22 protein-coding genes and 1 pseudogene are annotated in these 26,172 nt (G+C 37.8%); 16 read left to right on the top strand and 7 right to left on the bottom strand.

Annotated features, from left to right (window positions below):
- Window positions 1–159: 159 nt before the first annotated feature.
- Window positions 160–1,545, bottom strand: a complete 1,386-nt coding sequence (gene dbpA, locus QUE72_RS12020) for an ATP-dependent RNA helicase DbpA (RefSeq protein ID WP_286269240.1) — start codon at window positions 1,543–1,545, stop codon at window positions 160–162.
- Window positions 1,546–1,634: 89 nt separating this feature from the next.
- On the opposite strand from dbpA, the gene QUE72_RS12015 reads away from it, so the two are divergent.
- Both QUE72_RS12015 and QUE72_RS12010 read left to right on the top strand, forming a co-directional pair.
- Window positions 1,635–2,108: an NYN domain-containing protein gene (locus QUE72_RS12015; protein ID WP_074496324.1), complete on the top strand. Its 474-nt coding sequence runs from the start codon at window positions 1,635–1,637 to the stop codon at window positions 2,106–2,108.
- 208 nt (window positions 2,109–2,316) lie between these two features.
- Window positions 2,317–4,005, top strand: a complete 1,689-nt coding sequence (locus QUE72_RS12010) for a M1 family metallopeptidase (protein WP_286269236.1) — start codon at window positions 2,317–2,319, stop codon at window positions 4,003–4,005.
- A gap of 216 nt (window positions 4,006–4,221) precedes the next feature.
- Here the strand turns inward: QUE72_RS12010 and QUE72_RS12005 are convergent, their stop codons facing one another.
- On the bottom strand, window positions 4,222–5,151 hold the full coding sequence (locus tag QUE72_RS12005) for a LysR family transcriptional regulator (RefSeq protein ID WP_286269235.1): 930 nt from the start codon (window positions 5,149–5,151) through the stop codon (window positions 4,222–4,224).
- Between the two features lie 131 nt (window positions 5,152–5,282).
- Here QUE72_RS12005 and QUE72_RS12000 point away from each other — a divergent pair, with 131 nt between their 5' ends.
- The 7 genes from QUE72_RS12000 (at window position 5,283) to QUE72_RS11970 (ending at window position 11,183) form a co-directional block, all read left to right on the top strand.
- A complete protein-coding gene (locus tag QUE72_RS12000) occupies window positions 5,283–5,657 on the top strand; it encodes a hypothetical protein (RefSeq protein WP_074496327.1) in 375 nt (124 codons plus the stop codon).
- A gap of 165 nt (window positions 5,658–5,822) precedes the next feature.
- Window positions 5,823–6,197, top strand: a complete 375-nt coding sequence (locus tag QUE72_RS11995; protein WP_286269234.1) for a hypothetical protein — start codon at window positions 5,823–5,825, stop codon at window positions 6,195–6,197.
- A gap of 32 nt (window positions 6,198–6,229) precedes the next feature.
- The gene (locus QUE72_RS11990) at window positions 6,230–7,174 is read left to right on the top strand and encodes a TlpA family protein disulfide reductase (protein ID WP_286269233.1); all 945 of its coding nucleotides are present in this window, start codon (window positions 6,230–6,232) and stop codon (window positions 7,172–7,174) included.
- Between the two features lie 263 nt (window positions 7,175–7,437).
- A complete protein-coding gene (locus QUE72_RS11985) occupies window positions 7,438–9,075 on the top strand; it encodes an ABC-F family ATPase (RefSeq protein ID WP_286269232.1) in 1,638 nt (545 codons plus the stop codon).
- Between the two features lie 38 nt (window positions 9,076–9,113).
- Window positions 9,114–10,295, top strand: a complete 1,182-nt coding sequence (locus QUE72_RS11980) for a DEAD/DEAH box helicase (RefSeq protein WP_286269230.1) — start codon at window positions 9,114–9,116, stop codon at window positions 10,293–10,295.
- Between the two features lie 27 nt (window positions 10,296–10,322).
- Complete coding sequence (locus QUE72_RS11975) at window positions 10,323–10,844, top strand: RNA methyltransferase (RefSeq protein ID WP_286269228.1); 522 nt, start codon at window positions 10,323–10,325, stop codon at window positions 10,842–10,844.
- Between the two features lie 165 nt (window positions 10,845–11,009).
- A complete protein-coding gene (locus QUE72_RS11970; RefSeq protein ID WP_286269225.1) occupies window positions 11,010–11,183 on the top strand; it encodes a hypothetical protein in 174 nt (57 codons plus the stop codon).
- 462 nt (window positions 11,184–11,645) lie between these two features.
- On the opposite strand, the gene QUE72_RS11965 is transcribed toward QUE72_RS11970, so the two are convergent.
- Together QUE72_RS11965 and QUE72_RS11960 are read right to left on the bottom strand one after the other, a co-directional pair.
- Window positions 11,646–13,778 (bottom strand): carbohydrate binding family 9 domain-containing protein, encoded by a 2,133-nt coding sequence (locus tag QUE72_RS11965; RefSeq protein WP_286269224.1) that lies wholly within the window; start codon window positions 13,776–13,778, stop codon window positions 11,646–11,648.
- A gap of 176 nt (window positions 13,779–13,954) precedes the next feature.
- Window positions 13,955–14,656, bottom strand: a complete 702-nt coding sequence (locus QUE72_RS11960) for a helix-turn-helix domain-containing protein (protein WP_286269223.1) — start codon at window positions 14,654–14,656, stop codon at window positions 13,955–13,957.
- Between the two features lie 222 nt (window positions 14,657–14,878).
- Here QUE72_RS11960 and QUE72_RS19045 point away from each other — a divergent pair.
- The 3 genes and pseudogenes from QUE72_RS19045 to QUE72_RS11945 form a co-directional block, all read left to right on the top strand.
- A pseudogene (locus QUE72_RS19045) lies at window positions 14,879–15,102 on the top strand (DDE-type integrase/transposase/recombinase); the annotation flags it as partial.
- 198 nt (window positions 15,103–15,300) lie between these two features.
- Window positions 15,301–15,492, top strand: coding sequence for a hypothetical protein (locus QUE72_RS11950; protein ID WP_286269221.1), 192 nt, complete (start codon window positions 15,301–15,303; stop codon window positions 15,490–15,492).
- Window positions 15,493–15,726: 234 nt separating this feature from the next.
- The gene (locus tag QUE72_RS11945; protein WP_286269220.1) at window positions 15,727–16,206 is read left to right on the top strand and encodes a hypothetical protein; all 480 of its coding nucleotides are present in this window, start codon (window positions 15,727–15,729) and stop codon (window positions 16,204–16,206) included.
- 292 nt (window positions 16,207–16,498) lie between these two features.
- On the opposite strand, the gene QUE72_RS11940 is transcribed toward QUE72_RS11945, so the two are convergent.
- Window positions 16,499–17,590, bottom strand: coding sequence for a helix-turn-helix domain-containing protein (locus tag QUE72_RS11940; RefSeq protein WP_286269218.1), 1,092 nt, complete (start codon window positions 17,588–17,590; stop codon window positions 16,499–16,501).
- A gap of 6 nt (window positions 17,591–17,596) precedes the next feature.
- Entirely contained in the window at window positions 17,597–18,289 is a 693-nt protein-coding gene (locus QUE72_RS11935) for a hypothetical protein (protein WP_286269216.1), read from the bottom strand.
- Between the two features lie 402 nt (window positions 18,290–18,691).
- Between QUE72_RS11935 and QUE72_RS11930 the strand changes: the two genes are divergently transcribed.
- Window positions 18,692–19,258: a recombinase family protein gene (locus QUE72_RS11930; RefSeq protein ID WP_286269214.1), complete on the top strand. Its 567-nt coding sequence runs from the start codon at window positions 18,692–18,694 to the stop codon at window positions 19,256–19,258.
- 261 nt (window positions 19,259–19,519) lie between these two features.
- Here the strand turns inward: QUE72_RS11930 and QUE72_RS11925 are convergent, their stop codons facing one another.
- Complete coding sequence (locus QUE72_RS11925) at window positions 19,520–21,346, bottom strand: recombinase family protein (protein ID WP_286269213.1); 1,827 nt, start codon at window positions 21,344–21,346, stop codon at window positions 19,520–19,522.
- Window positions 21,347–21,464: 118 nt separating this feature from the next.
- Here QUE72_RS11925 and rimO point away from each other — a divergent pair, with 118 nt between their 5' ends.
- The 3 genes from rimO to QUE72_RS11910 all read left to right on the top strand — a co-directional run bounded on the left by rimO (window position 21,465) and on the right by QUE72_RS11910 (window position 26,147).
- Complete coding sequence (rimO, locus tag QUE72_RS11920) at window positions 21,465–22,844, top strand: 30S ribosomal protein S12 methylthiotransferase RimO (RefSeq protein WP_407704919.1); 1,380 nt, start codon at window positions 21,465–21,467, stop codon at window positions 22,842–22,844.
- 940 nt (window positions 22,845–23,784) lie between these two features.
- Window positions 23,785–24,900 carry a glutamate 5-kinase gene (gene proB, locus QUE72_RS11915; RefSeq protein ID WP_074496334.1) on the top strand — a complete coding sequence of 372 codons (1,116 nt, stop codon included), beginning with the start codon at window positions 23,785–23,787 and terminating at the stop codon, window positions 24,898–24,900.
- Complete coding sequence (locus tag QUE72_RS11910) at window positions 24,900–26,147, top strand: glutamate-5-semialdehyde dehydrogenase (RefSeq protein WP_286269212.1); 1,248 nt, start codon at window positions 24,900–24,902, stop codon at window positions 26,145–26,147. Before proB ends, QUE72_RS11910 begins: the two co-directional genes overlap by 1 nt.
- The last annotated feature ends 25 nt before the right edge of the window (window positions 26,148–26,172 follow it).

The following is a 26,172-nucleotide window of genomic DNA, read 5'->3' as shown; positions in this document are numbered from 1 at the left end:
GAATGTACTTTATGTACTTTACTCAGCAAAAAACAGACCGCTATTTTTTTTCTAAACATATTCAATGATTTATTTGTTTTTTGTTTTTAATGTTGATACTTATTGTAAAATTTTTAGACACTTTGTTATGCGTTAGCGTTTTAAGGCAGCACTAAATTATTACTTAATCATCCGTGCGCGAAAATTCCTTCCTTTCATTTTACCTTCAGATACGACTTTTAACGCTTTTTTTGCAACGGTGCGTTTAACGGCAACATAGGCTTTTAGTGGTGTCATTTGTATTTTGCCAATGGCACTACCATCAATCATATTGTTTGCTGTTAAAGCACCGAGAATATCGCCTGGTCGAAGTTTTTGTTTCTTACCGCCATCAATTTGAATCGTTGTCATGGGGGCCATTGAAATAGGATTATTTAATACCTCGATATTAGGTAAAGGGTCAGCATGAACTTCTATATCAAGGTACTCTTCTAAACGAATGACCTTGTGTGCTTCTTTATTGCTCATTAGTGAACAAGCGATACCTGTATTTCCTGCGCGTCCAGTACGGCCGATACGATGTACATGAATCTCTGGATCATGAGCAATATGGTAGTTAATCACCGTGCTTATATTGTCAATATCAAGGCCACGAGCAGCGACATCAGTCGCAACAAGAATATTAATACTTTTGTTAGCGAAGCGTATTAAGGTTTGATCACGATCACGTTGCTCTAAATCACCATGTAAGGCTGCACAACTAAAGCCGCGATGTAGTAAAGAGTCAGCTAATGCTTGTGTTTCTAATTTAGTATTACAAAAAATGACTGAAGAAGCGGGTTGAAAGTGTTGTAACAATAATGCGACAGCAGTGGAACGTTCATCATTATGTTGTACTTCAAAAAAATGCTGTTCAATGCTTGCGTGGTCATGGCTACTTTCTACCTTGATCAATTCTGGTGACTGCATGATCTGGTTAGCCATTGATTTTATTTTTTCAGGAAAAGTAGCACTAAATAGTAAAGATTGTCTTTGCGCTGGACAGTGTGAAAAAATTAACTCTAGCGCTGGCTGAAAACCCATTTCTAACATGCGATCTGCTTCATCTAATACCAGCGTGTTAAGTTCTGATAAATCTAAACGATTCTTGCGTAAGTGATCTTCAATGCGTCCGGGTGTGCCAACAATAATGTGTGCTCCATGCTCTAACGAACCAATTTGCGGGCCCATCGGTGTTCCACCACAAAGTGTTAGTACTTTCACATTGTGAATAGCTGCCGCTAATTTTCTAATTTCTTTAGCGACTTGGTCTGCAAGTTCTCGCGTTGGGCATAGCACTAGTGCTTGTACTCGAAAACGTTTTACTTTTAAGTTGTGCAAAAGTCCTAGCGTAAAAGTGGCCGTTTTGCCTGACCCTGTTTTACCTTGGCCTATAACATCTTGTCCTGCCAGTATTTTTGGTAATGCCTGAGCTTGGATAGGAGTCATTTCAAGATAACCTAAACGCGTTAAATTATCGATAAGTTCGGGACTTAATGCGGTAGTAGAAAAAGAGTGAGCAGACAAACGATAAACCTTATTAACATGAATTATTTGGATTATACCAGAGGGGAGGTGATATAGTGCGATTGATTTTACACTAAAGAGAACATTTTGTGAGCAAAATTGCTATTTTTGTTGATGTACAGAATATTTATTACACCACGCGCCAAGCATTCGGCAGGCAATTTAATTATCGCCAGTTTTGGCAGCGAGTCTCTCAACAAGGTGAAATTGTCATGGCAAATGCCTATGCGATAGCACGAGATGATGACCAGCAACATAAATTTCAAACGGCACTCAAACATATTGGTTTTGATGTAAAGCTAAAACCGTTTATTCAACGTAGCGATGGCTCTGCAAAAGGTGATTGGGATGTCGGAATCGCGATTGATGTACTTGATGCTGCTCCTGACATTGATAAAATAGTTTTACTTTCTGGCGATGGTGATTTTGACTTGTTATTACAAAAAGTCGCTGATAAGTACCAATGTCAAACACATGTTTTTGGCGTGGCGCAACTAACAGCAGCCTCACTAATTAATGCTGCTGGCGACTTTACTCGTATAGACAACACGCTATTGATGTAGCGTTTATTTGTGTGTATTTGATCATGATTTTTTGTCAAATATCGATTGACGTATAGTTTTCGATAATTTTTTCCTGCTTAACTTTTCAGTTCATAAGTACTTTGAATGTAATTCATACTGTTCTTTTCGTTGTTAATCGCAATTTTCTTTTACCACAACAGATGACAAGCTAAGTTAATGAAAGTTTTTTCATTTTGAGGATAACATCATGAGATGTTTGATCGCGAGTTTAATAGTTAGTTTGCTTGTTTTATCGGGTGGTGTGATTGGCTCCGAACGTAGTGAATACACTATGGGGAGCGACGGCCCGTTACCAACGTCACAGCAAGGGCTTTTGTTGCAACATGCAGAGCTTCATTTCACCATATTACCTAAAGAGAAAGCAATTAATGGCACGGGCATACTAACTCTTGTTAGTGACCACTCGAGAAACAACGTTGGTATCAATTTAGATAACTTTTTTTCTATTGATAAAGTACTGATCAACAGCAAGGTCATTGATGAGAACCAGTACAGTAACCCAGAAGGGCTACTATTGATCAATTTACCTAACAAAATAAAGGGTAAATTTACCGTTGAAATACACTATTCTGGCGCACCTCGAGAAGCCGTAAAAGCGCCTTGGGATGGTGGTTTTGTTTGGGCGAAAACATCTAGCGGTAAAGACTGGATTGCTACGGCTGTTCAAGGTGACGGCTGTGACTTATTTTGGCCATGTATTGACAACCCTATTGGCGAACCAAAAACGACAACTATGCATATTACTGTTCCTAAAGGGTTGGTAGCAGCGGCAAATGGTACGCTGCAGTCGGTAACTAAAGGTGAAACAACAGATACCTATCACTGGCAGGCATTATCACAGTTAAATACGTATGGTGTTGCTATAAACGTGGGGCCTTATGAAGTGATTAAAACAACGTTTCATAGCCAGTATGGAAATGAAATTCCAGTTGAGTTTTATCACCTTCCAGAAAATAAAGAAGGTGCTAAAAAACTAGTACAAGAACTGCTAGACATAACCACATTCTTTGAACGTAAAATTGGGCCTTATCCATTTGGCCAAGACAAAATAGGTGTTGTTGATACGCCCCATTTAGGTATGGAACATCAAACCATTAATGCTTATGGCAATAATTACATTACTGACAAGTATGGCTTTGATTGGTTGATGTTTCATGAATTTGCACATGAATGGTTTGCAAATCAATTAACCAATAAAAATGCCAATGCCATGTGGTTGCATGAAGGCTTCGGTGCTTATATGCATCCGTTATACGAATATTATTTACATGGGCAAACTGCTTATATGTCACACATGTTTGATATGCGATTAAAAGTACGGAATAAAGCGCCGATAGTGAGTAAAGAATTATTAACTGTAGAAGGTGTGTACCAAGAAGAAAAAGGTGGTCCAGGAGCAGATATTTACGCGAAAGCACCTTGGGTATTACATACTTTACGTAACATTATTGGTGATGAACATTTCTTCAAAGCAACGACTGAATTAGTGTATGGCACAGCAAAGCCAACACCTGGTGACTTCAAACCGGTGCTTGCTGATACGGAAGACTTTCTTCGAATTGTTAACCGGTTAACGGGTCAAGATTTCAGATGGTTTTTTGATGTGTATTTTTATCAATCTGCGTTACCTGAAATTATTCAGAGCAAAACTGATACTCGTTTAACTTTACAGTGGAAAACGCCAAATAATTTACCTTTCCCTTTGCCTTTAGATGTATCCGTGAATGGTAAAGTGTTAACACTCGATATGACTAAACCTCAAACAATAAAGGTTTTACCAAATGATTTAGTGATCATTGACCCAATGAGTAAAGTGCTAATTGAGAAACCACATGTAGCGAATTATCAGCGCTTCATCGAAGAAAGTACTAAATAACTTTTATCATAGGTTTTAACTTAATTAAGCAACATTAACAGCGGTTCTTTGATTGGCTGGTAAATCACTAAAATCTGGACGATGTGCGGCAACTCGTCCAGACTTAGTTATCCTGAATAAATTACTGTATTTTTTACATTTTTAACGTACTTGCTAGTGGAAAATTTCAAGAAAATAATAAATGTACCTGACCCCATTTATAAGTTATTTTGAAGGTTAATCTAGCCAAGTTTTACGCGGGGACTCCCCTAGTTTTACTAAGTAAGCTTTCACAAAATCGATAAACACTCTTCTTCTTTTCGGTAAATGTTCACGCTTAGCGTAGATGATATATACCCCAGATGCTACATGTTCTGACTCATCTAATGTTGCAATAATTTTTACCTTTTTTGCTTTTACCCATTCTTTTGCAATGAAGTGGGGCATTAATGCAATACCTGCGTTTGCAGCGCAGAATTCGGCCATTGCTTCGCCATCATCTACAATTGTTTTTCTTGTAGGCTCTAATGAGATGCGCTTACCTTTATATTTAAAATCAATTGGCATGGTTTTACCTGTTTGTTTGAATCGAAACAGTACCCAAGGATAAGAAGATAAACATTCCTGCGTTATTTCAATATTGTTCGTAATATCTGCGTTACTGCCTATGCAAAGTACAAATTTTATCGGGGTGAGTTTCTGAGCAATAAGTCGATTATCAGCTATGGTGCCACTTCTAATGGAGATATCGATAGACTCTTTGATCATATCAACATATTCGTCACTAAAATTTATATCTAACTGTAATTGAGGATACGCTTCTCTAAACTTACATAGCATGGGCAATAGGTATTGACGGCCGTAAGATACTGGCAGATTTATTTTTAATGTGCCTTTAATATCGCGAGAGTCTTGCCGTAATGCTTCTTCATGATTTTTAAGTTTTACAAGTAACTCTTCAACCACTTGAGCGTAACGGCTACCCGCAGAGGTTAGTTTTAATTGCCTCGTTGAGCGATTAAACAATTGTAGTCCGAGTTGTTCTTCAAGGCGCTTTATTGCCTTACTGACTGTGGATGGATCAGTTGCATGTAATTTTGCAGTTTCAGTAAAGTTTTCTGTTTTAGTGGTGGTTGCAAAAAGCGTCATTGCTCTGAACTTATCCATACTGACTATCCTTATATGAATTATATTCATTAATATAATGAATAAGTGGCACTTCTGGCAAACAATTTATCCGTTATACTGTTTGCAAGTTTGTTACGTAGTTTTTGATCTTAAATACGAGGGAATGTGCAATGCTTATTGCTGCGGGAATTTTTGCTATCTTACTTGGTGTAATACATTCAATTTTAGGTGAATGGCTTATCTTTAAAAAACTTAGACATAATACGATAGTACCAACACAAGGAGGGACAGTATTAGCGGCTAGACAAATTAGAATAATATGGGCAAGTTGGCATTTAGTCACGTTATTTGGTTGGTCATTAGGCGCAATTTTATGGACTATTGCTTTTGCAAGTTCCTCTCATGTAGATGTAATCGCCATTACTACTAATGTCATTGCCGTAATAATGTTTTGCAGCGCATTATTGGTGTTATTTGCAACGAAAGGTAAACATCCAGGTTGGGTGGTGCTAACACTTATTAGTGTGTTAACCATGTTGTCTTAAGTATTTATTGACTATTTTTCCATGATTAACATAGGAGCTGTTGATTTTCGATGAACCCAAAGGGCAGCTTTTATTGTCATTACCTTGTGTAAAAACCAATAAGCGGCTGTAAAAATATATAGACTATGAATTTAATTCAATTTAAAAAGCTTAAAGAGGTTGGTAATGCAAGTCATTTTATTATGGGCTGCAGTGTTAGTCAGTGGTCTTACGTTTGTTATTCATACCTTTATTGGTGGTATTAAGGTTGCAACTCCTCTATTAGAAGATACTTCGTTGCCAATTGCCTCTAAATGGTTAAATTATTATTGTTGGCATATTACAACGCTATATACCTTTTTTATGGGATGGGTATATGGCTTTGTTGCACTTAATCCTGATAAACCTGAACTAGTCGTCTTTCTAAGCGTTTTGAATGTGTCATTTTCGTTATTAAGTGTTTTGGTTGCCATGAAGGCAAATATTTCCCCTTTGCGATTTCCATCAACGACATTGTTTGCTTTGGTTTCAATTTTAGGTATTGCAAGCCTTGTTGTTTAAACAAATTTTTAATTAGTTAACAGTAGGTTCTTATGATTAATGCTCTGTATAAGTCGTGTTTTTTTACACTAACGCTTTTGTTTTCTTGGTCAGCATTGACGGGTAATTTGCCAAATAAATTACTCAATGAACCAATACTGTTGCTGTCAGGTGAGCAAACAAGTTTAGCTAATTCACTTGATAAAAAGCCAGTGTACTTAAAGTTTTGGGCTACTTGGTGTCAGCCATGCTTAAAAGAAATGCCTCACTTTCAACACGTACAAGAAGAATATGGCGAAGCAGTTGATGTTATTAGTATTAATATTGGCATTAATGACGACATAAATTCAATAAATAAGGTCATTGAAAAATTTGGCTTAACTATGCCAACAACCATCGATAAAAGTGGTGATCTCGCTAAAGCTTTTAACTTTATCGGTACGCCATACCACCTATTGTTTGATAAGCAAATGAACCTTGTGCACTTAGGGCATGAAGCAACAGAGTCACTCGATAATAAGATATCGTTATTAAGCCAACAACGCACTGTAGAGTTACTTGATTCAAATAAGCTGATTGATCACGAAACACGATTAACACTGTCGTTAAATGACGGACGTATTCATGCGTTGTTCTTTAGCGCTACATGGTGTGATTGGTACTTAAAAGATTCGAGGCCAGCAGTATCGCAAAGGTGTATCAATGCACAAAAGATTGTGAGTGCTTTAGCGAAAAAGTTTCCAAATGTTAGTTGGCAAGGCTTGGTTTCTCGATTGTGGACAGGTGATTCAGATTTAGCCGCATATAAGAAAAAATACGCGATTAATTATCTTGTAGATATTGATAAAAGCAATTCGATATTTCACCAATATGGTGTCAACGAATTACCTGAACTGATTCTAATAAAAGATAATGAGGTATTATTTCGCAGTAATAGGTTAAATGACGACCAGCAATTAGATAAAACATTGGCTTTGCTAAAAACTGCAGGTGAATGATATTACGCTTTTTAAATGAGTAGTTCTTCAAATAGTATGATCAAGGCTTTCGATTGCGCTGCATAGCTATTTGCAAACGAAGAAAAGTGGCAGAAGTGAACTTGTTGCAATAATAGTCATAAATATGCGCGATTTTATAGGGGGTTTGCGTTTAATGCTGTATACTGCGCGACCTTATTATTTTGAGTCAGCATGTTTTTTGTTTATCGTTTTTACCTATAGCTTGCCGTTCAATTCTATTTGTTTATTCTAGGAAGTTCTCTTTGATCACTACATCAAATATTACCATGCAATTTGGCGCTGAGCCGTTATTTGAAAATATCTCTGCTAAATTTGGCAACGGCAACCGCTACGGTTTGATCGGTGCTAATGGTTGTGGAAAATCAACCTTTATGAAAATTCTTAGCGGTGAGTTAACGCCTACATCGGGTAATGTTTCAGTGTCTTCGGGCAACAAAGTAGGTACTTTAAGCCAAAATCAATTCGCTTTTGAGCAATACAGTGTCATTGACACAGTGATCATGGGTGATGTCGCTTTATGGAAAATAAAACAAGAAAGAGATGCCATTTATGCACAAGCCGAAATGAGCGAAGCTGATGGTATGCGAGTAGGTGATTTAGAAAGTCAGTTTGCTGAAATGGACGGATACAGTGCCGAAAGCAGAGCCGGTGAAATTTTATTAGAGGCAGGCATAGAAGAATCATTGCATTATGGTTTAATGGAGCAAGTTGCCCCCGGCTGGAAGCTTCGGGTATTGCTTGCGCAAGCATTGTTTGCTAACCCTGATATTTTATTGTTAGACGAACCTACCAACAACCTAGATATTCATACCATTAGCTGGTTAGAAGGTGAGCTAAACAAACGCAAATGTACCATGATTATTATTTCGCATGATCGACATTTTTTAAATGCGGTTTGTACTCATATGGCAGATATAGATTATGGCGAGTTGCGTATTTACCCAGGCAACTATGAGTACTTTCTCGCGCAATCTAGCTTATTAAGAGAACAATTATTAGCAGGAAATGCTAAGAAAGCCGCTGAAATTGAAGAGCTACAAGATTTTGTAAATCGATTTGGTGCTAACGCATCTAAAGCCAAACAAGCCAGTTCTCGTGCTAAGAAAATGGATAAAATCAAACTCGATGAGGTTAAATCTTCAAGCCGGATCACACCCAATATCGCTTTTGCATCGGGAAAAAAGATGCACCGACAAGCATTAGAGCTAGAAAAGCTTTCTCATAGCTTTGATAATGAACTGTTGTTTGAACAAGGTGATTTATTATTAGAAGCGGGCGCAAAACTTGCTGTTATTGGAGAAAATGGTGTTGGTAAAACAACTTTTCTGCGCTGTTTAATGAATGAAATTAGCCCTAAAGCTGGTGTTGTGAAATGGTCTGAAAATGCGTCAGTAGGGTATTGCCCTCAAGATAGCGGTCACTTTTTTGATAATGATCTAACCTTGATGGATTGGATGTCGCAGTGGCGTAGACCTTGTCATAACGATTTAATGGTTCGTGGTATGTTAGGACGTTTACTTTTTACTGAAGACGACGCCAATAAAAAAGCGCGCAACTGTTCAGGTGGCGAAAAAAATCGCTTACTTTTTGGCATGTTGATGATGCAAGATATTAATGTATTGATCATGGACGAGCCAACAAATCATATGGATATAGAAGCCATTGACGCGTTAAATAATGCGTTAAAAGCGTTTGAAGGCACACTGATATTTGTTAGCCATGATCGCGCGTTTGTTTCAAGTTTAGCAACACGGATCATTGATATTAAAGACAAAAAAATTATTAACTTTCAAGGTTCTTTGGATGAATATTTGCCCAGTGAGCAGGATCTTCATGCTAAAAGTCTGATGGCAAACGACAGTAAGCGGTTCATTGCATAAATATTGTTTGGTTAATTTAGGCGGGGTAAAGGTAAAATATGTCATTTTCAACACTTGGATTACCAGCATCAATTGTTAAAGCGGTTGATGAACTGGGATACCGCACACCAACAACGATACAAAAAAAGGCCATTCCTGCCGTATTGTCAGGTAAGAATGTTGTTGCTGCTGCCCATACTGGCACGGGTAAAACAGCGAGTTTTGTTTTACCAATGTTAACGCTGCTAGATAATGGTAAAGTAGTGCGAGGCAAACGTATTCGTGCGCTTATTTTAACACCAACGCGTGAGCTCGCAGTACAAATAGAAGCAAGTATTCAACAATACGCGAAGCATTTATCGCTTACTAGTATGGCTATGTATGGTGGAGTTGCTATAGAGGCTCAAAAACAGCAATTAATTTGGGGCGTTGACATACTGGTAGCAACACCGGGTCGATTGTTAGATATGGCGCACCAACGAGCTTTCCATTTTGATGAATTAAAGATGTTAGTGCTTGATGAAGCTGATCGAATGTTAGATATGGGCTTTATAGATGATATTAATAACATTATTGAACGCTTACCAACACAACGACAAAATTTACTCTTCTCCGCAACTATTTCTGATGACGTACGTCGTTTAGCTAAGCGCAGTATGGAAAACCCTACTGAAATTACGATAAAGGAAAATAGCAAAACTTCACCTAACATAGAGCAATGGTTAGTTACAGTAGACAAAGACAAAAAGTCAGCACTATTGAGTCATTTAATTCAAACCAATCAGTGGCACCAAGCACTTATTTTTATTGAAACAAAGCATGGTGCAGCTAAGTTAGTGAGTCAGTTGGCAAAACGTGATATTAAGGCTGAGAGTATTCATAGCGGTAGAACGCAAGCAATTAGAGAGCAAATATTAGCTGATTTTAAAGCCGGTAAAATACAAATGTTGGTCGCTACAGGAATCGCTGCTCGAGGAATAGACATTGGTAATTTAACACGTGTTATTAATTATGATTTACCAGCGCATACAGATGAATATATCCATCGAATTGGCCGTACTGGTCGAGCAGGCGCAAATGGTGAAGCTATTTCTTTGGTATCAAAAGATAATTTTCGTGAACTTTGTGCCATTGAAAGTCGGTTAGGCCACATCATTGAAAGAAAAGAATTTGACGGCTTTCCTGTAAAGAAAGTGGTACCTGTTTCAATATTAAATTATGTACCGAAACATAAGGGGTAGTTACCTTATACAAGAAGTCACTAAATTATGAGTCAATCACAGGTAATTATCGGTTTGGTCAACCCTAAAGGGCCAAGTAATGTCGGTACAATAATGCGCGCTGCAGGGTGCTTTAATGCCCACGAAGTATTATACACGGGTACTCGTTATGCGCGGGCCGCCCAATATGAAGTAAAAACCAATACCGATACCCATAAGTCCAGAAACAATATTCCTTTAACGCAAGTCGAGTGTTTACTGAGTCAGAAAGCAGAAGGGATGCAAGTTGTTTGTGTTGAACTGTGTCTTGGCGCGACCTCGCTTACTGAATTTTCACACCCTGAACGCGCATTATATATTTTTGGCCCCGAAGATGGCTCTATTAGCCAACCGATTATAGACCAAGCTGATCATGTTGTTTATGTTCCGACCATAGATTGCTTGAATTTAGCGGCAACGGCCAATGTTGTTCTTTATGATAGGCTTGCTAAATCTTCAAACATCAATAAAGGTGATGAACTGATAAAAAGCAGTCGAGATACCAATAACCGCCTTAAAGTTCGCACCTAATAATAGCATTAAAGGATGCAGAAGTTATAAGAACAAGGCCTTTGAAACTCACTTTAAATACATAAATATCCAGATAGGCACTTTCATTCACTATCGCTAGTGAATCCTGTATAATTCGCACACTTAAAATCATCAGTAACCTTTATTGATTTAAAAAGGCGCATTATGACCGTTGAACAATTCGATCCTGCTAATTCATCGCAAACACAAGCTAGGCAGACAACCACCTTAGACACACCCCAAAAAGTGATAGAAGAGCAAGCTCGTCATATTGATCATAGTAAAACGCAAGGCTCGCGCATTGGCTTTGTATCGTTAGGTTGTCTAAGGTGTGCTTAATGTTGCTTTGTAGCGCAAAATAAAGTCCTCCACACTTCCATAACATTTCTTCGTCTCTCCTTTACCAACTAAGCGCAAACTATTTTAAGAAACAAGGCTTTTAATTATTTGAAAGCTCGACAGTCGAATTTTGAGCTTCTAATGGCAGCTGCTTTTTGCGGACATTAAGTGTAGTAGCTAAAACCTCCAATTAGGAGGCCAAATTAACTATGCCACTACACTGTCAGTACATCTAGTGTCATAGCTAAATCACAAGTATTAATCAACCAATCGTAAATTTCTTTACGCTTGCGACCAGTTAAAGATAAACTTCCATTTACAATTTGATAACCTCCGCTATCACCAATAATTAAAGGGGTATCTTTTTTTAGTTCTATCAAGGTTTTGTATCATACAAGCAGGAGGAGTAGTTTAAAATGAATGACCTGCTAAGACTCAAGTTAAATCCTAGCTTTACAATCATTAATATCGCCAATGATAGGTGAGTTTAATAACGGTATCTTGGTGTTGTTTGCTAAAGCTTGAGTGGCTATTTTGCCTATTCATCTCATTGTCGTATTTTATATAGCTTTGGTTTAAAACAAAGTTAAATGAGTTGAGAGGTGTACGTTGCCATACCAGCCTTGAATAAACGCCTATCTCATTTGATACATTATTGTATTGAAACCAGTTATTCCAAAATAGCTGTGGAGAGAAGGCTATATTTACTTTAGCTGACGCAGAGTTAATTTTGAGCGTTTGATTGGGGAACTTAATTTTTCTATGATCAGCCTCTAACGATAGATTAATAAAGCGGTTGATATTAGTTGAAATTCCAGCCAGTTGGTAGTCCATTTCACCATGTAAATATTTTCCTTTAGACAATATTAAGTTGTATGAAAACGGTTTTGATTGGTCTGATTCTGTTGCCACTTCCCACAAATGGTATTTATATTTATTTGTAGGAATTTCTACTTTGCCAAGTAACATAAAAGGTTCGGTAATATTTTCATAGGCGTATTGATGAGATAATCTAAAATGTTGTTGATTTGATGTTGTTATATCGATCAAATCAGCAAAAATATTTTTTGAAATAGTACCTCCATTAAGTGACGATATTTGATCAAATATCACTGTGTGATAGGAATTATTAGTCCAAGAAAAGTTTATTGGGCTGGTTAAACTTACCCATCCATCAATTTGTTTAATATTGGCCCTATTAATAAAGCCAAGCGACGGGTTAAAATCCTCACCAATCTCTGTATAGGCTAATTTAGCATTAAGGTATTCATTGGGTAGATAAAGACCAACTTGATAAGCACTGTCTTTTACACGCCCATTTTTATGTTGATTATCGCTATTTTGATACCAGCCTTTTAATTCAACAACATCACCATTAAGTATTGATTTGTTTCGGTATTGCCAATCAATACCTGCGGTAATGCTATCTTTATCTATTGTTGGAGCGCCAATAGTTGAAATTAAACCTAAGGTAAAAGACTCATTAAGCTGGTGGCTTACTCGAGCGACAGCAAGGGAGGTGTTTTTATTATCTATAGTATCAGCTTCTTGGTTAATTGCTAATACACCAAATCGCGTATCGTCAAGTTGTCCTGTTAACTTCGCACCATAGTTAATACTTAGCGGTTCACCTCTTTGTGATAAACCTAGCATGCGCGAAAAAAAAGGACGCCCATTAGTACTTATATCACCAAATTCAAAAATATCAGCACCTTGGAGAAAAAAGTCTCTTTTCTCTGGAGTGAATAGTGAAAAACGCGTCAAGTTAATTTGTTGTTCATCAACTTCTGTCGCTGAAAAGTCGGTGTTAACTGTAATCGAAGCGGTAATTGCTGACGTAGGTTTGTAGGTGATATCTATTGATGGTTCAAGTTGTGAGTTTTTTTTCTCTTCTCTTGCATGTTGTTGAACGAAGCTTGATGATAGCTTTATATCTACACCAGCTCCTTGGCTAATATTTTTAATGCCATTTACGATGCCTGCGTGTTCGGGAGCCCATGCCTTTGGTGTACTTCCATGTGACGTCCAATAATGAGTTTGCTCAGGTTGTTTTATTTCTCTTAGAAAATTAATGCCCCAGCTTTCGCTATTTGGATTAAATGATAATGAGCTAAAAGGTATTGCTATTTCAATCGCCCAAAAATCTTCATAAGTTTTTGTTTCAACAAACCATATACCGTCCCAGTTGCTCAGATATTGATTATTATTAGCGATTAATCCTTCTTCTTTAAAGCTATTCGCATTGGTAGCGAAGTAGTAGCCGTTAGTTTTGTCATTAAATGGATCTAACACGATGCCGAAGTGATCGTCTTGTTCAATGTCTTGTCCTTTTGACATAACATTTTGGCTTAAGTTTGCAATATCATCATCAAATAGTTTTGCCATGATATAAAGATTACTCTCATCGTAAGCGATCTTTATTTCACTTCTATAGGTAGTTGCTTCAAAGGGTTTAGGGTAAATTTGATGTAAGTCGCCTATAGGTGTTATTTGCTGCCAAAATGATTCAGAAATGATACCGTCAATTGTTGGCGAATTTATGGTTCTCTTTATGTTAAGTTCATGATTATCTTGTGCAATTCCTTCATTTGTCATGCGATAAACAGGAAACTTTTCGGCAAACAAATAATTTGATTGAAAGACTGAAAAAATGAATGTTAATTTTATTGCTGAGAGTAAATTTTGCGTACAAGTAACCCTCAGCTTGCTAAAGCTGAAAAAGCACATAGAGATCCTTTTAAGTAATTAAGTTAACTAAGTATTAAGAGTGATTATTGATTTTTGTGGTGTATCAGTTGCCGCTCAATCATATGTTTAAGTGGTCGTAGAATGAATTCTGCAAACATTGCTGCGTATAGTGAGGTGAGCATCGAAACCCCCAACCCCATAGCAAATGGGTATTTAGCAACGGGGGCATATTGATATTCATAAGATGCTGATGTCATAAATACTGCAATAATGCCAACGAGCGTTGAAATTCCCCCTGCCACATGACAGTAGATAATATACTTATTTAGAGGAGGCAAAAATTTTTGTAAAGCTATCTCATTTTTAGGTAAAACGAAGACCCAACGAATGAGTGATAAAGTAGATATTGAGTTTCGAAGTCCTAAAGACAAAGAAGACATCGCAAATGGTAAACCAATAACTAGTAATAAACTTACCAAGTCAAAGTATGGTGCACTACCCAGTTTGAATTGGAGCAACATTAATGCTAAACACAGCAATATACCGGTTATTCCTCCCCAATTTACTCCGCCATTGCCAACTTTTACTTCTTTATCATCTAATAATTCTGAAGGAGGTATGTTAAAGGCTGTAGCAATGGATAGTTGTGATTCAAACGAGGCATTTTCTCCGCTTTCAATGCGCTGAATGGTTCTTAGGCTCACGCCGCTAATATCTGCTAAACGTTCTTGAGACCAACCATTTTGCTTACGTAGCCCTTTTAGCTTGTCGATAGAAATATTCATAAGGAGTTCCTTAATGTTATTGCTTAGGTATAGCTTAAAATAGTTGATATGACACCGCTACGACACGGCTGCGACACTTGGCCGCCAATCACCATTTAATGAATCTTTTTTCCTTTTTTAACGAAAAATCGACATGCTGATATGTATCTTAATGATGAAAGTAAGGATCAATATTTTAGGTAATCTATCTATTAATGTTAACAGTATAGTGAATGGCTATCTGTAGTGGATCTGTTCTCTAGGCGTATTGTCGGATGATCTATGGATAAAAACATGGACAAACACCTAGTAATAAAGCATTGCTTATGGCTGTCTATCAACGCCAACCAAAGACTGAAGTGATGGTACGCAGTGACCAAGGTAGCCAATATGGTAGTGCTGATTACTTAGCGTTTATGAAAGAGCACAACCTTGTACCATCAATGAGCCGAGCAGGAAATTGTCACATTCTAATCAATTTATTAAACAATTAAGTTAAATATCCTCTTAAAACTAGTTATTCATCCGCAAGCAACATTCCTGTATAATCCCGCGCTTTAAACAACTCCCTTAGTAAACTACGTCAAGTAAACATTAAAGGCAGTTAAATCACCATTTATGAGGCTTTAACAACCCGAAACGACGTTAAAGAAGCAGAGCGCAATATGACCGTAGAACAATTCGACCCACAAAAACCATCTAAATCAGCCACTAAGCCAAGTGATAGCATTGCCAAGCAAACTACAACACTTAAAACACCTGTTAAAGTTATTGAAGAACAAAGTAATGCTCAGCAAGACTCAAATCGCGCTGCAAAGGTGGGCTTCGTAAGTCTCGGCTGCCCTAAAGTTTACTAACCTGTACTAGAAAATAGAGTGTTATAGTTTGCCAACCCTCTCTCTCACTCATTTCGAACAAATAATTAACAATAATTAACAATAAGCAATAGTAACTCTCTTTATTCTGGGTTAATGTAGCTTCCGTCACAACACAACCATCTTGATATTGTTCGTATGGTGTATACCTCTAGTTTTTAAGGGTTATCGGAGGGTGCTTTGTGAGTCTTTGATTGTAGTTATATGGAATGATTGATGAGTGAGAAGTCACAAGATAAAACCAAAAGAAAAGCAATTAACGCTATAACTAAATACAAGCCAGTATATAAACTGAGTTTTGTTATTGAGGATTTGCTTGATGATATTGAGGGTGACACTGAAATCCTAGTTAATCAACTACCAGCAATCAAAAATAGAATATCAAGAAGGTTTAACAATGGGGTGGTAATATTTTGGATTAAATCTAAATATATATCCAAATTGGGAAAAGCCTACCCTTTGATTAATGTATTTTTCCAAGTAAAACCTAACTATAAAAAGGTTTATGAAGAGTTGTGTGATTTAATGCATCCTGTTGATATCAAAATCTATACGTCTAACTTAACCCAAGAGGACAATGAGCGGTGGTGCAAAGCTGTTAAAAAACAAAAACTACATAACCTTGAATCCGTATATAACTGTAACAATTTAAGGCGTTTTGCTGTTCGAAATATAAATCAAGATATTTACAAGTAATCTTTTATTTGATTGAACAATTAAAGCTAGGTTTTATTGCCAATCTCTGCTTCGTCACGCATTCTGGTCAGTTTGCGGTAGATAGAAGAATCTTTAAAGGGGAGGGCTTGAATTTGACTTGTTCTATAAGAAATTCTTCAGGTTAAATATTTAATAGAAACCCAGTATACAAATTCCATATTATGCTACATGTGATTCAAGCCCTAATTTTGAATTTATGTGTTCAGATAGCTACCACTGTAAAGTTTATTATTATTCTAATATTAAAAACCTCTTCGATTTATATTTAGCTTTATTTCACTACAGTTAGAGTTGGTTTTGGTTTGTTTGTTTTTACATTGCTACCACCAATTACATTAAACCTAAAAAGTAAATTGCTAACCTCTTCAACTGGTAATTTTAAATCTTTTGCAATATCGCTAACTCCAATGTTTTTTAATTTTAATTTTTCTAAGATGTTATTCAGTAGCTTAGACTTTTCTTTAGGTATGCCTTCTATTTCTTTTGTTCTTAAGCCCATTTTACTTGCTTCTATTATCATTGATTTGTATTGCCACTCGCTTAAAACTTCCAATCTCCTCATATGTACAATTAAGGCCATGGCAGAGACTTTCCAGCTTTTTTTTAGTTTGAGTATGTCGCTAATGGAAAAAAAGCGTCCTGATAACTTTTTTACTGTATCAGTTGGCATCAAAAAATATGCCGCAAAAGTATCAGCTTCTCTTTCTATATCTTTTCCTTGTGGAACTGACTCCCTGTGAAGCACAAGATGTCCAAGCTCATGACATGCATCAAACCGGCTTCTCTCTCCTGATTTTTGTGTATTTAAAAATACGTAAGGAACACCATCTCGCCAGAATGAAAAAGCATCAACAGCAGCGGTCTTTTCGTCTAGGGAGTACACTCTTACTCCGTACTTCTCAAGTAAACTAATAACATCACTGATGCTATTGTTGCCCAACCCCCATTCACTCCTTATAAGTGTTGCTGCTTCCTCTGGGGTTGAATCCTTTAAATCAGGAAGGTTTACTTTGGGTAACTCGAACTTATCTCTCAAATAGGTGTCAACCATAACACCTAGAGAACCCGCACTAATAGCTGCATGTTGATGAGAGGCTTTCATGCTTTTTAGTGACCTGAACGATACAGAGTCAGTTGCCACCTCATCAATGTCATCTTCTTCAAAGAAAAACTCTGGAGGATAAAATAAAGCCTCAGATATTGATGCAATAGTCTGCCCCTTTGGAACAGACGTGCATCGCTCTTTTTCGTATTCTGACACAGCTCTCGGTGTTAAACCCACTAGCTCGGCTAGCTTCTTTATAGTTAATTGCCTCCTAGTTCTCGCAAGTTTTAGTCTAGAAGGGTTAAATACCATATTCATAACAATTTATTCTCTTGGTTTGACATCAAAATCAATATCCTCGTTGAATTGATTTGTGTCATTAAATTCATCATAAGCCTCGAACGGGAGAGGGGCAAACAGGTTGCGCTCTACCCATCTTGATACTTTAACTTTGCCTGCGCTTCCTATTTCCTTAATCCCGTTCGGAAGGGATAGTTCAAATCGAACCTCTTTCTTACCAAAGTCAAAAAAGTACAATAGATACCAAAACTGATTTTCGTCCTTTGAATTGGATGATGTAGCTGCTGGCAAGTCAGGAAGTTCGCTGTCACCAAACAGGCTTAAGGTCTGACCATAATTACACATTATTTGGTCTTTAGTGAACATTCCTTTACCGTTTTTAGTGCAAGGGTCTTTGTGAGTATCACTTAAACCAGTGTACTTGTCGCCACTCGTAACTATGACAGTGATATTATTTTCACTGTTTACAGTTAAACATTGACCACTTTGATTTTTGAGTGCCCAACCTTTATTTATGGTTAGAAGCTGCTGGCGCAATGTTTTGATTATCGTAAAAGAGGCTTTAGAGCCTCCTGCATTTAGCGGTTCATACGGTGAAGTAAATGCATGCTCCTCAATACCTTTTTTTACGGCATTAACTAGCACCTGATGGGTAATTCCAAGCTCCTCTAACAACTCAATAGAAGATTTTTGCTTGTGTTTTTTGATTGTTTGCATTGAATATCCTTCAATAAGTATTTCATGTATAAGCAGTTTAATTTCAGTTGCATAAAACCGATTTCTGCTTGTTTGGCTAAATCGCTGCAACGCGAGTTCCTATTTTAACCTACTTTTGTAGGTTAAAACAAGAAGTGATGTTGTTTTTCGCTGTGTTTATAAATGTGCCTTTTAGAGCTTTCTTTATGACTGAGTTGCTACTTGAGGATTGTCGAAGGTATTTTTGAATTCTTGGTGAAATTCTGACTAGTGGTTTGGGTGGTATCAAAAAACACCCGTTTAATTACACCAATATTGATACCAGTCTAGTGGTGTCATAAAATGAAGTGAATTAATTGTTGATACCAATGATTGTTGTTGATACCATTTTTGATATCTTTTCATTGATGCAGGATTTTTGAGGTGCGTACTTTTGCTTACTTGAGGACTTCTACAGATTCGCAAACTACTGACCAGCAGATGATGGTTATTGAAAACGCTGGTTATACTGTTGAGCCACATAGACAGATTGTTGAAACTATCAGCGGTAAAGTGCCAGCCCTTAAGCGCCCTGAATTCGCCTTGCTGGTTAACAAGCTGGAAGTTGGTGATACATTAATAGTTAATAAGCTGGATAGATTAGGAAGAAACAACGTAGACCTACAGTTAACGGTAGAGCAATTAGTTAATACTGGTATTCGTGTAATCTGCTTGGACTTGCCAACACAAGACTTATCAAGCGCAGAGGGTAAACTAATGCTTCAACTATTCGCTTCATTCGCCGAATTCGAGCGTAACCGTATCAGTGACCGCACTAAGGAAGCCTTGAATAAGAAGAAAGCTGACGGTGTTAAATTGGGTAGGCCTTTAGCTACCAGTACAACTGAGCAAGTGCATCAATGTAAAGCTGGTGGGCTATCACAAAGTAAAACATCTAAAAAGCTTGGTATTAGTATTGCAACTGTTAAACGTCACTGGAATAAGCAGTGAGGATGCTGTAAAAACATTTAAAATAATGCGTTAAGGTATCTTGAGATTATGCGTCAATTCTAACCTAACACCCAAGTCCTGCTTAAGTGGTCTTGTGCTGATTTTCTGAAATAACCGCCTGTCATATCTTATCTTAAGCTCTGTACATCATCTTGTGATTGGAAGTCTCAATCGGCAGGGAGAAGGATGGCTTCCTGTGTTTGTATAGTTAGTAGAATTTTATTGATTTCATCCTTCTGGATAAAGGTTATCTTCACTACCTTATTCGTCTATATCAAACTCTTTTGGTGGATGTAATTGTATAAACTTTTTGCCATCTTTAAAGGGAAGTAGTTTATCAATCACTTTTGGTGCTCCATCCATCGGTAGTTGATTTTCATCCATATTCCAAAACAGTAGATTTTCTAGCTTCTGGTTTACACGGTCAAACTCACGACTAGCTTCTTCATCTGTCATTTTCACATCGGATGGAGTAATTCCAATATGACTAATTAGAGTTAACTTGTGTTGTGAACGTCTAGCTTTAACAGTTTCACCGTCCTTGAATTCTATCTCTATCTCATTTCCTGCTCGTTCACCACCAGCTAATTTCCAGATAGTAATAGACCTCACCGAATCCCTAATCATGCCTCTTACTTGCGTTCTGATATCATTATTGTCCTTATCTAGTACGCTTGGTGGTATGGCTTTCCATTGTTGCTCTATGTCGCTTACAGCCACTTGTGGGGCGTTAGCTTGTTGCTCTAATTCTTCAATAATTGCTTTGGTGTCTGCAATGTTAACTTGTAACTCATTCATCTTCTTAACCATCGAATCAGGTACTTCATTAAACAGTACAAACTTATCGACTAGGTTAGATTCCTGCTGTTCGAACTCAGACAGTTTCGACTTATTAGCTTCAATCTCTGGTAACTGACTAACTGAATTATCCTCATTGGCTTTCCATATTTTCCCAAGTCCTAGCCTGATAATGGTGTCTTCAATTCGCTTTGCATCCATACTACCGCTATCACAGTTCTTAGTTGACTGTTGTTTATTGGTGCAGATGTAGCGCAGCGTGTTGTATGGGACACTCTCACCAGTGACTTTATCCTTACGTGTCTTCCTGCTGGTGAAGAAGCTCAAGCTATCAGTACAGTGGCCGCACTTAGCAACACGTATCCCAGTGAACAAACCGACATAGTTCCTACTGGTGGTTGTTACTTTGTTACGGTCTCGAATATTCTGCATCTTAAAGTAGGTGGTGTCATCTACCAGACTTGGATAATAACCATTTAACTCGTATTCAACGCCAGCAATAGAGATACGTTTAATCCCACGGATGTACTCACGTTTATGGAACTTGCGCAGCATGTCGATTGACCACGTATTGCGCTTCTTGTTCTTGCGTTGCTTTGGTGGTTCATAAGTGGCATTCAAGTACTCGCAGATTTTATAACTACCCATACCTGACAAAATCTTGCTAACAATGTCCTTTGCTACATTCCAATGAAGTGGATGCTCCCTGACGTCACCATGACTGGTATCAAACATCCATGGATGGCTTCCTACAGCTTTTATAGGAAGGGCATAACCATCATCCGACCTAACTCCATCGTTGAACTTATTAATGGCTCTCAGTGCGCTCTGGTTTGTCCTGTTGGCTTTGGTTTGGCTTTCCTCGTGTGCTCTTGCAAACAGCATGATTGAATACATCAAATCCATAGGGTTTTTAGTAACTGACTCTTTCGAATAGACTTTGTTATCCATACCAGTAACAACGGTTATTTCTCTACGTAACAACCCGCTGAATAATTCATTAGATTCAAGTATCTGTTGCCTAGATAAACGGTCTAAGTTCTCAACAACTAACCAGCTACCGCTTGGTACAACACCAGCCTTAACGGCTTCTAGGAAGTCACCCAACGCACCTGTATCAGCATTATTACCCTTGAATGCGCTGACACCAGCATCAAGCATTTTTACAAGCTCCAAGTCGTGTTCGGTAGCTATCTTGGTGGCGTATTCAAGCTGACGCTCTAAACTATCGCCTTTGGTTTGCTTATCACTAGACCAGCGAATGTAGCTGTATAATTTGGGTTTGTTCATGTAAAATAAGCCTATTGAAATTTTATGTATTATTGAGCCCATGTCCGTAGAGCATTTTAACCCAAAAGACCAAGTAGATTCCCTTAAGGGATGTAACGGCAACACAGCATCCAAGGCAGTGACTAGAAGCCTTGACGAATCTTCAAATCTAGCTGAACCTAAAGAGCTTATAACACACGGTAAAGCTCCGAGTATAGGTTTTTTGTCTTTAGGTTGCCCTAAAAACCTCGTAGATTCTGAACGTATCTTAACCCAGCTTCGTACCGAAGGTTATGACGTGGTGCCCAGTTATGATGATGCTGATATGGTGATTGTTAATACCTGTGGTTTTATCGATTCAGCGGTACAAGAATCTTTAGATACCATAGGTGAAGCGCTAAAAGAAAACGGTAAGGTGCTAGTTACAGGGTGTTTAGGTGCGAAAAAAGATGAAATTATTGAATTGCATCCGAATGTGTTAGGAGTCACTGGTCCACATGCATACGATGAAGTGCTAACCCAAGTTCATGAGCATTTGGAAAAACCGAAACATAACCCATTCGTTGATTTAATTCCTGATCAAGGTGTTAAGCTTACCCCAAAACACTTTGCCTATTTGAAAATATCAGAAGGATGTAATCACCGTTGTACGTTTTGCATTATTCCTTCAATGCGTGGTGATTTAGACTCTCGCCCCATTGGTGATGTTCTGGGTGAAGCCCAACGCTTGGTAAATGCCGGCGTTAAAGAACTACTGGTAATTTCGCAAGATACGTCCGCTTATGGGGTTGATGTAAAGCATAAACTTGATTTCCATGAAGGAATGCCGGTTAAAACCCACATGCAGCAGTTATGTGAAGAGTTAGCGAAGCAAGGCGTTTGGGTGCGATTACACTATGTTTACCCGTATCCTCACGTGGACAATATTATACCGCTAATGGCAGAAGGAAAAATTCTACCCTATTTAGATATCCCTTTTCAGCATGCTAATAAACGAGTTTTGAAATTGATGAAACGACCCGGTAGCTCAGACCGCGTATTAGAGCGTATTAAAAAATGGCGAGAAATTTGTCCTGAACTGGTAATTCGTTCAACCTTTATCGTGGGATTTCCTGGTGAAACAGAAGAAGAATTTGAAGAGCTATTAGACTTTTTAGAAGAAGCACAATTAGACCGTGTCGGTTGTTTTAAATACTCTCCGGTTGAAGGTGCTACGGCGAATGATTTACCTGATCATGTTTCTGAAGAAGTGATGGAAGAACGCCTACAACGTTTTATGGCGGTTCAAGCAAGGATCAGTGCGGAGAAGTTACAAGCGCGTATTGGTCAAGAATATTTAATACTTGTTGATGAAGTGAATGATCTAGGCATTGTAGGGCGTTCATATATGGATGCGCCAGAAATTGATGGTAAGGTTTATTTATCTGATGATTATGACGCTGAACCTGGCGATCAACTTTGGGTTCAGATCATTCACGCTGATGAACACGATGTTTGGGGCATAAGAGTAGAAGATTAAATAAGGCCATTTCGCCCATTGAATTTAAGGGTAATATAACAAATGCACAGGTAGCTCACTCGCTATTCTAGCTAAAACAACTGTGGCTATGTATTTTGCATAGTCATTTTTTATTCTAATCTATAACCCTCCCAATTGTTATATGCCATTATGCAAGGCTGAATTGGTTTTTAGGATGTTGTTAAGTCACGTATTTAACGTAAGTAAAACCTTAACGTAAACAAATATAGGTTTTATTGTGTACTCACCGCAAAGGCTTTCTAAGCAAATGATCTTTTAATGGTCTTAATTCGTTCAATTTATACTGTCCCCCGCTCTTTATTTACTATTGTTATTTATAAATTACTTATTGTACTAATTGTTTTAGTGATAAATGATTCCTGAAATAAGTGCTACTTGCATTTGTGTTACTTGTTTGAAAACAAAAGATATTATTTATATATATGTTGAGGTGATACTACTTTAAACTGTGCATAATTCGGTTTTCAAGCGTGAAATTTATACTGGTGCTCAAAATTTAAACTTGATAATTAGTGTGAAAATGATTAGAGTACTAACCATTAATATACGAATTGATTTTAAGAGTTTATGAAAACCGACATTTCTGATTATATATGTTTCTATTTAATACTAGGTATAGGCTTATGCCTAACGTTACTTTCTTCAGGCTTCAAAAGCTTAAACACTCTTCTCTCAAGCAAAACATAACCTTCTAAATCTAATAACAGCACGTTATCAAATACGTTGTTATTAGTACGTTTTTACACTGCATAATCGATGGCACTTTAATGTGTGCTACTGATATTTACAGGCTGAATACCATGTAAAAACACCCACTGAAATTAGTGACTACTTGTTATTGATAGTCAAAAAAAACAGCCGACAGAGCAGGCAAGGCGTGGCTTTATGCTACGAATAACAGCTCAATGGAGTATAAAAAGTGAATGTAGATTCTAAATCATTACCGTGGCAACGAATTGTCATTAAAGTTGGAAGTGCGCTTATCGCCCCCAACAGAAATGGCTGTAGTAGCCAATATTTATTAAGCATTGCTAATTTTATTGTTCGCTGTCGCATGTCAGGAACCCAAGTAGTGCTGGTTTCTTCTGGCTCAGTAGCTGCAGGAGCTCATTTATTTAAAGGGGTTGATACATCACCCATTACAATAAAAAAGGCAATGGCCGCCGCTGGTCAATCAGAAATGATGGCAACGTGGGATAGGTTATTTGATTTTAATACCGCGCAAATATTGTTAACGCATGCTGATCTAAAAAACAGAGATCGGTATGTCAGTGTTAGAGATACTATCGAAGAATTGCTCGACAATAATATTCTGCCGATTATTAATGAAAATGACACGGTGGCAACTGATCGATTGAAAGTCGGTGATAATGACAACTTATCTGCCATGGTAGCGAGTGCTGCTAACGCTGATACGTTAGTTATTTGCTCCGACGTTGATGGTTTATACGATGCTAATCCAAAATTAGATATAAACGCTCAGCTTATTACCGATGTTTATGAAATTAATGCCGGTATATATAACATGGCGGGTGGGGCAACGAGTGATGTCGGTACTGGCGGTATGAAAACTAAAATTCAAGCCGCAGACAAAGCAGTTTCTCACGGTATAGATACTTATATCGTTAATGGCTTTAATGAGTCGAGTTTTAACGATTTATTAGCGGGTAGCAGTCCAGGTACACATTTTCACCCGCATAAAAAACCAATGCAGGATACACATCATTGGATGAAGCATACGACCAGAATTCAAGGTGAGTTAGTGGTAGATGATGGTTTTATGATGCAGAAAGACGCTACGGGTGATCTGCTTTCACCTCAAGATCTATTAGAAGTTAGCGGTGAATTTTCAGCTGGCGATGTTGTACTGGTGAGAAAAGATAATGGCGACAAACTTGCCAAAGTCAAAACGAATTACAGCAGTTGTTTGCTTAATTTCGTTGCGACTCAAAACAGCGAACACATTTCGGAACAGTTAGACAATACTGACGAACCGATACTTTCCAAACAATATATTACGTTATTAGGAGTATAATGAGTTTAATTACAAATATTGCCGAGCAAGCTGCAATCGGTGCAAAGGTACTCGCAACTAAATCTTCAGAATTAAAAAAAGCATTACTTAGCGACATGGCGAACGCATTAAGAATAAGACAAGATGAAATATTAAACGCCAACAGTGAAGATTTAGCAAATGCGCGTGACAACGGGTTGTCTGATGCCATGATTGACCGTTTAACGTTAACTGCTCAACGCATCGAAGATATGGCTGTTGGCTTAGAAACAGTTGCTCACTTACCTGATGTTGTCGGCACCACTCGCCTGATAGAAACGCGACCGAATGGCATAGATATTCAAAAAATGCGCGTACCATTAGGCGTAATATGTATGATTTACGAGGCTAGGCCAAATGTTACTGCTGATGCGGCAGGGTTGTGCATTAAATCAGGTAATGCCGTGATTTTGCGTGGTGGTAAAGAAGCACTGAGTTCTAGCTTAGCAATTGCTGATGCACTGCAAAGTGTGTTGAAAAAGTATGATTTACCAACGTCTATTGTCTCAGTTATTCCTGATCCAAATAGAGCACTTCTCAATGAATTATTAACCTTAAAGCAATATATTGATTTAGTCATCCCAAGAGGGGGCGAAGGGTTAATAAATTTTGTGAGTGAAAATAGTAAAATTCCCGTTATTCAACACTATAAAGGCGTTTGCCATTTGTATGTTGATAAAGATGCCGATCTAGAAAAAGCCCTTAACATTCTTGTTAATGGCAAAACTCAACGACCTGGCGTTTGTAATGCTCTTGAAGGTTTAGTCGTGCATAAAGATATCGCAGAGCGTTTTCTTCCGATGGTGAATGAAACCTTCGAAAAAGAGCAGGTTACGGTAAATGGTGAAAGTGATATAAGTCAGTACTTTAGTTCATTTAAACCGATCGAAAATACTGGTTTTGGTGAAGAATACTTAAGTCTAGAAATTTCAGTGAAAGTTGTTGATAGCCTTGAAAAGGCAATTAAACACATTGATGACTTTGGTAGTAATCACACTGAAGTGATTTGTACTGAGAATAATGAAACAGCAGCTATTTTCCAACAAGTAGTTGATGCGTCAGTTGTTATGGTTAATGCCTCTTCTCGTTTTTCTGATGGTTCTGAATTAGGTTTAGGTGCTGAAATTGGTATTGCCACTACTAAGTTGCACGCCTACGGCCCAATGGGCATTGAATCGCTTACCACTGAAAAGTTTTTAGTCAATGGAACCGGGCAAGTAAGAGCCTAATTAATAAACGCTTGATAAGAGAGTT

This window comes from Thalassotalea hakodatensis (assembly GCF_030295995.1).
GTDB classification, from domain to species: domain Bacteria; phylum Pseudomonadota; class Gammaproteobacteria; order Enterobacterales; family Alteromonadaceae; genus Thalassotalea_C; species Thalassotalea_C hakodatensis.
Note: the sequence above shows the minus strand (reverse complement) of the source record. Positions and strands in the feature narration are given on the sequence as shown.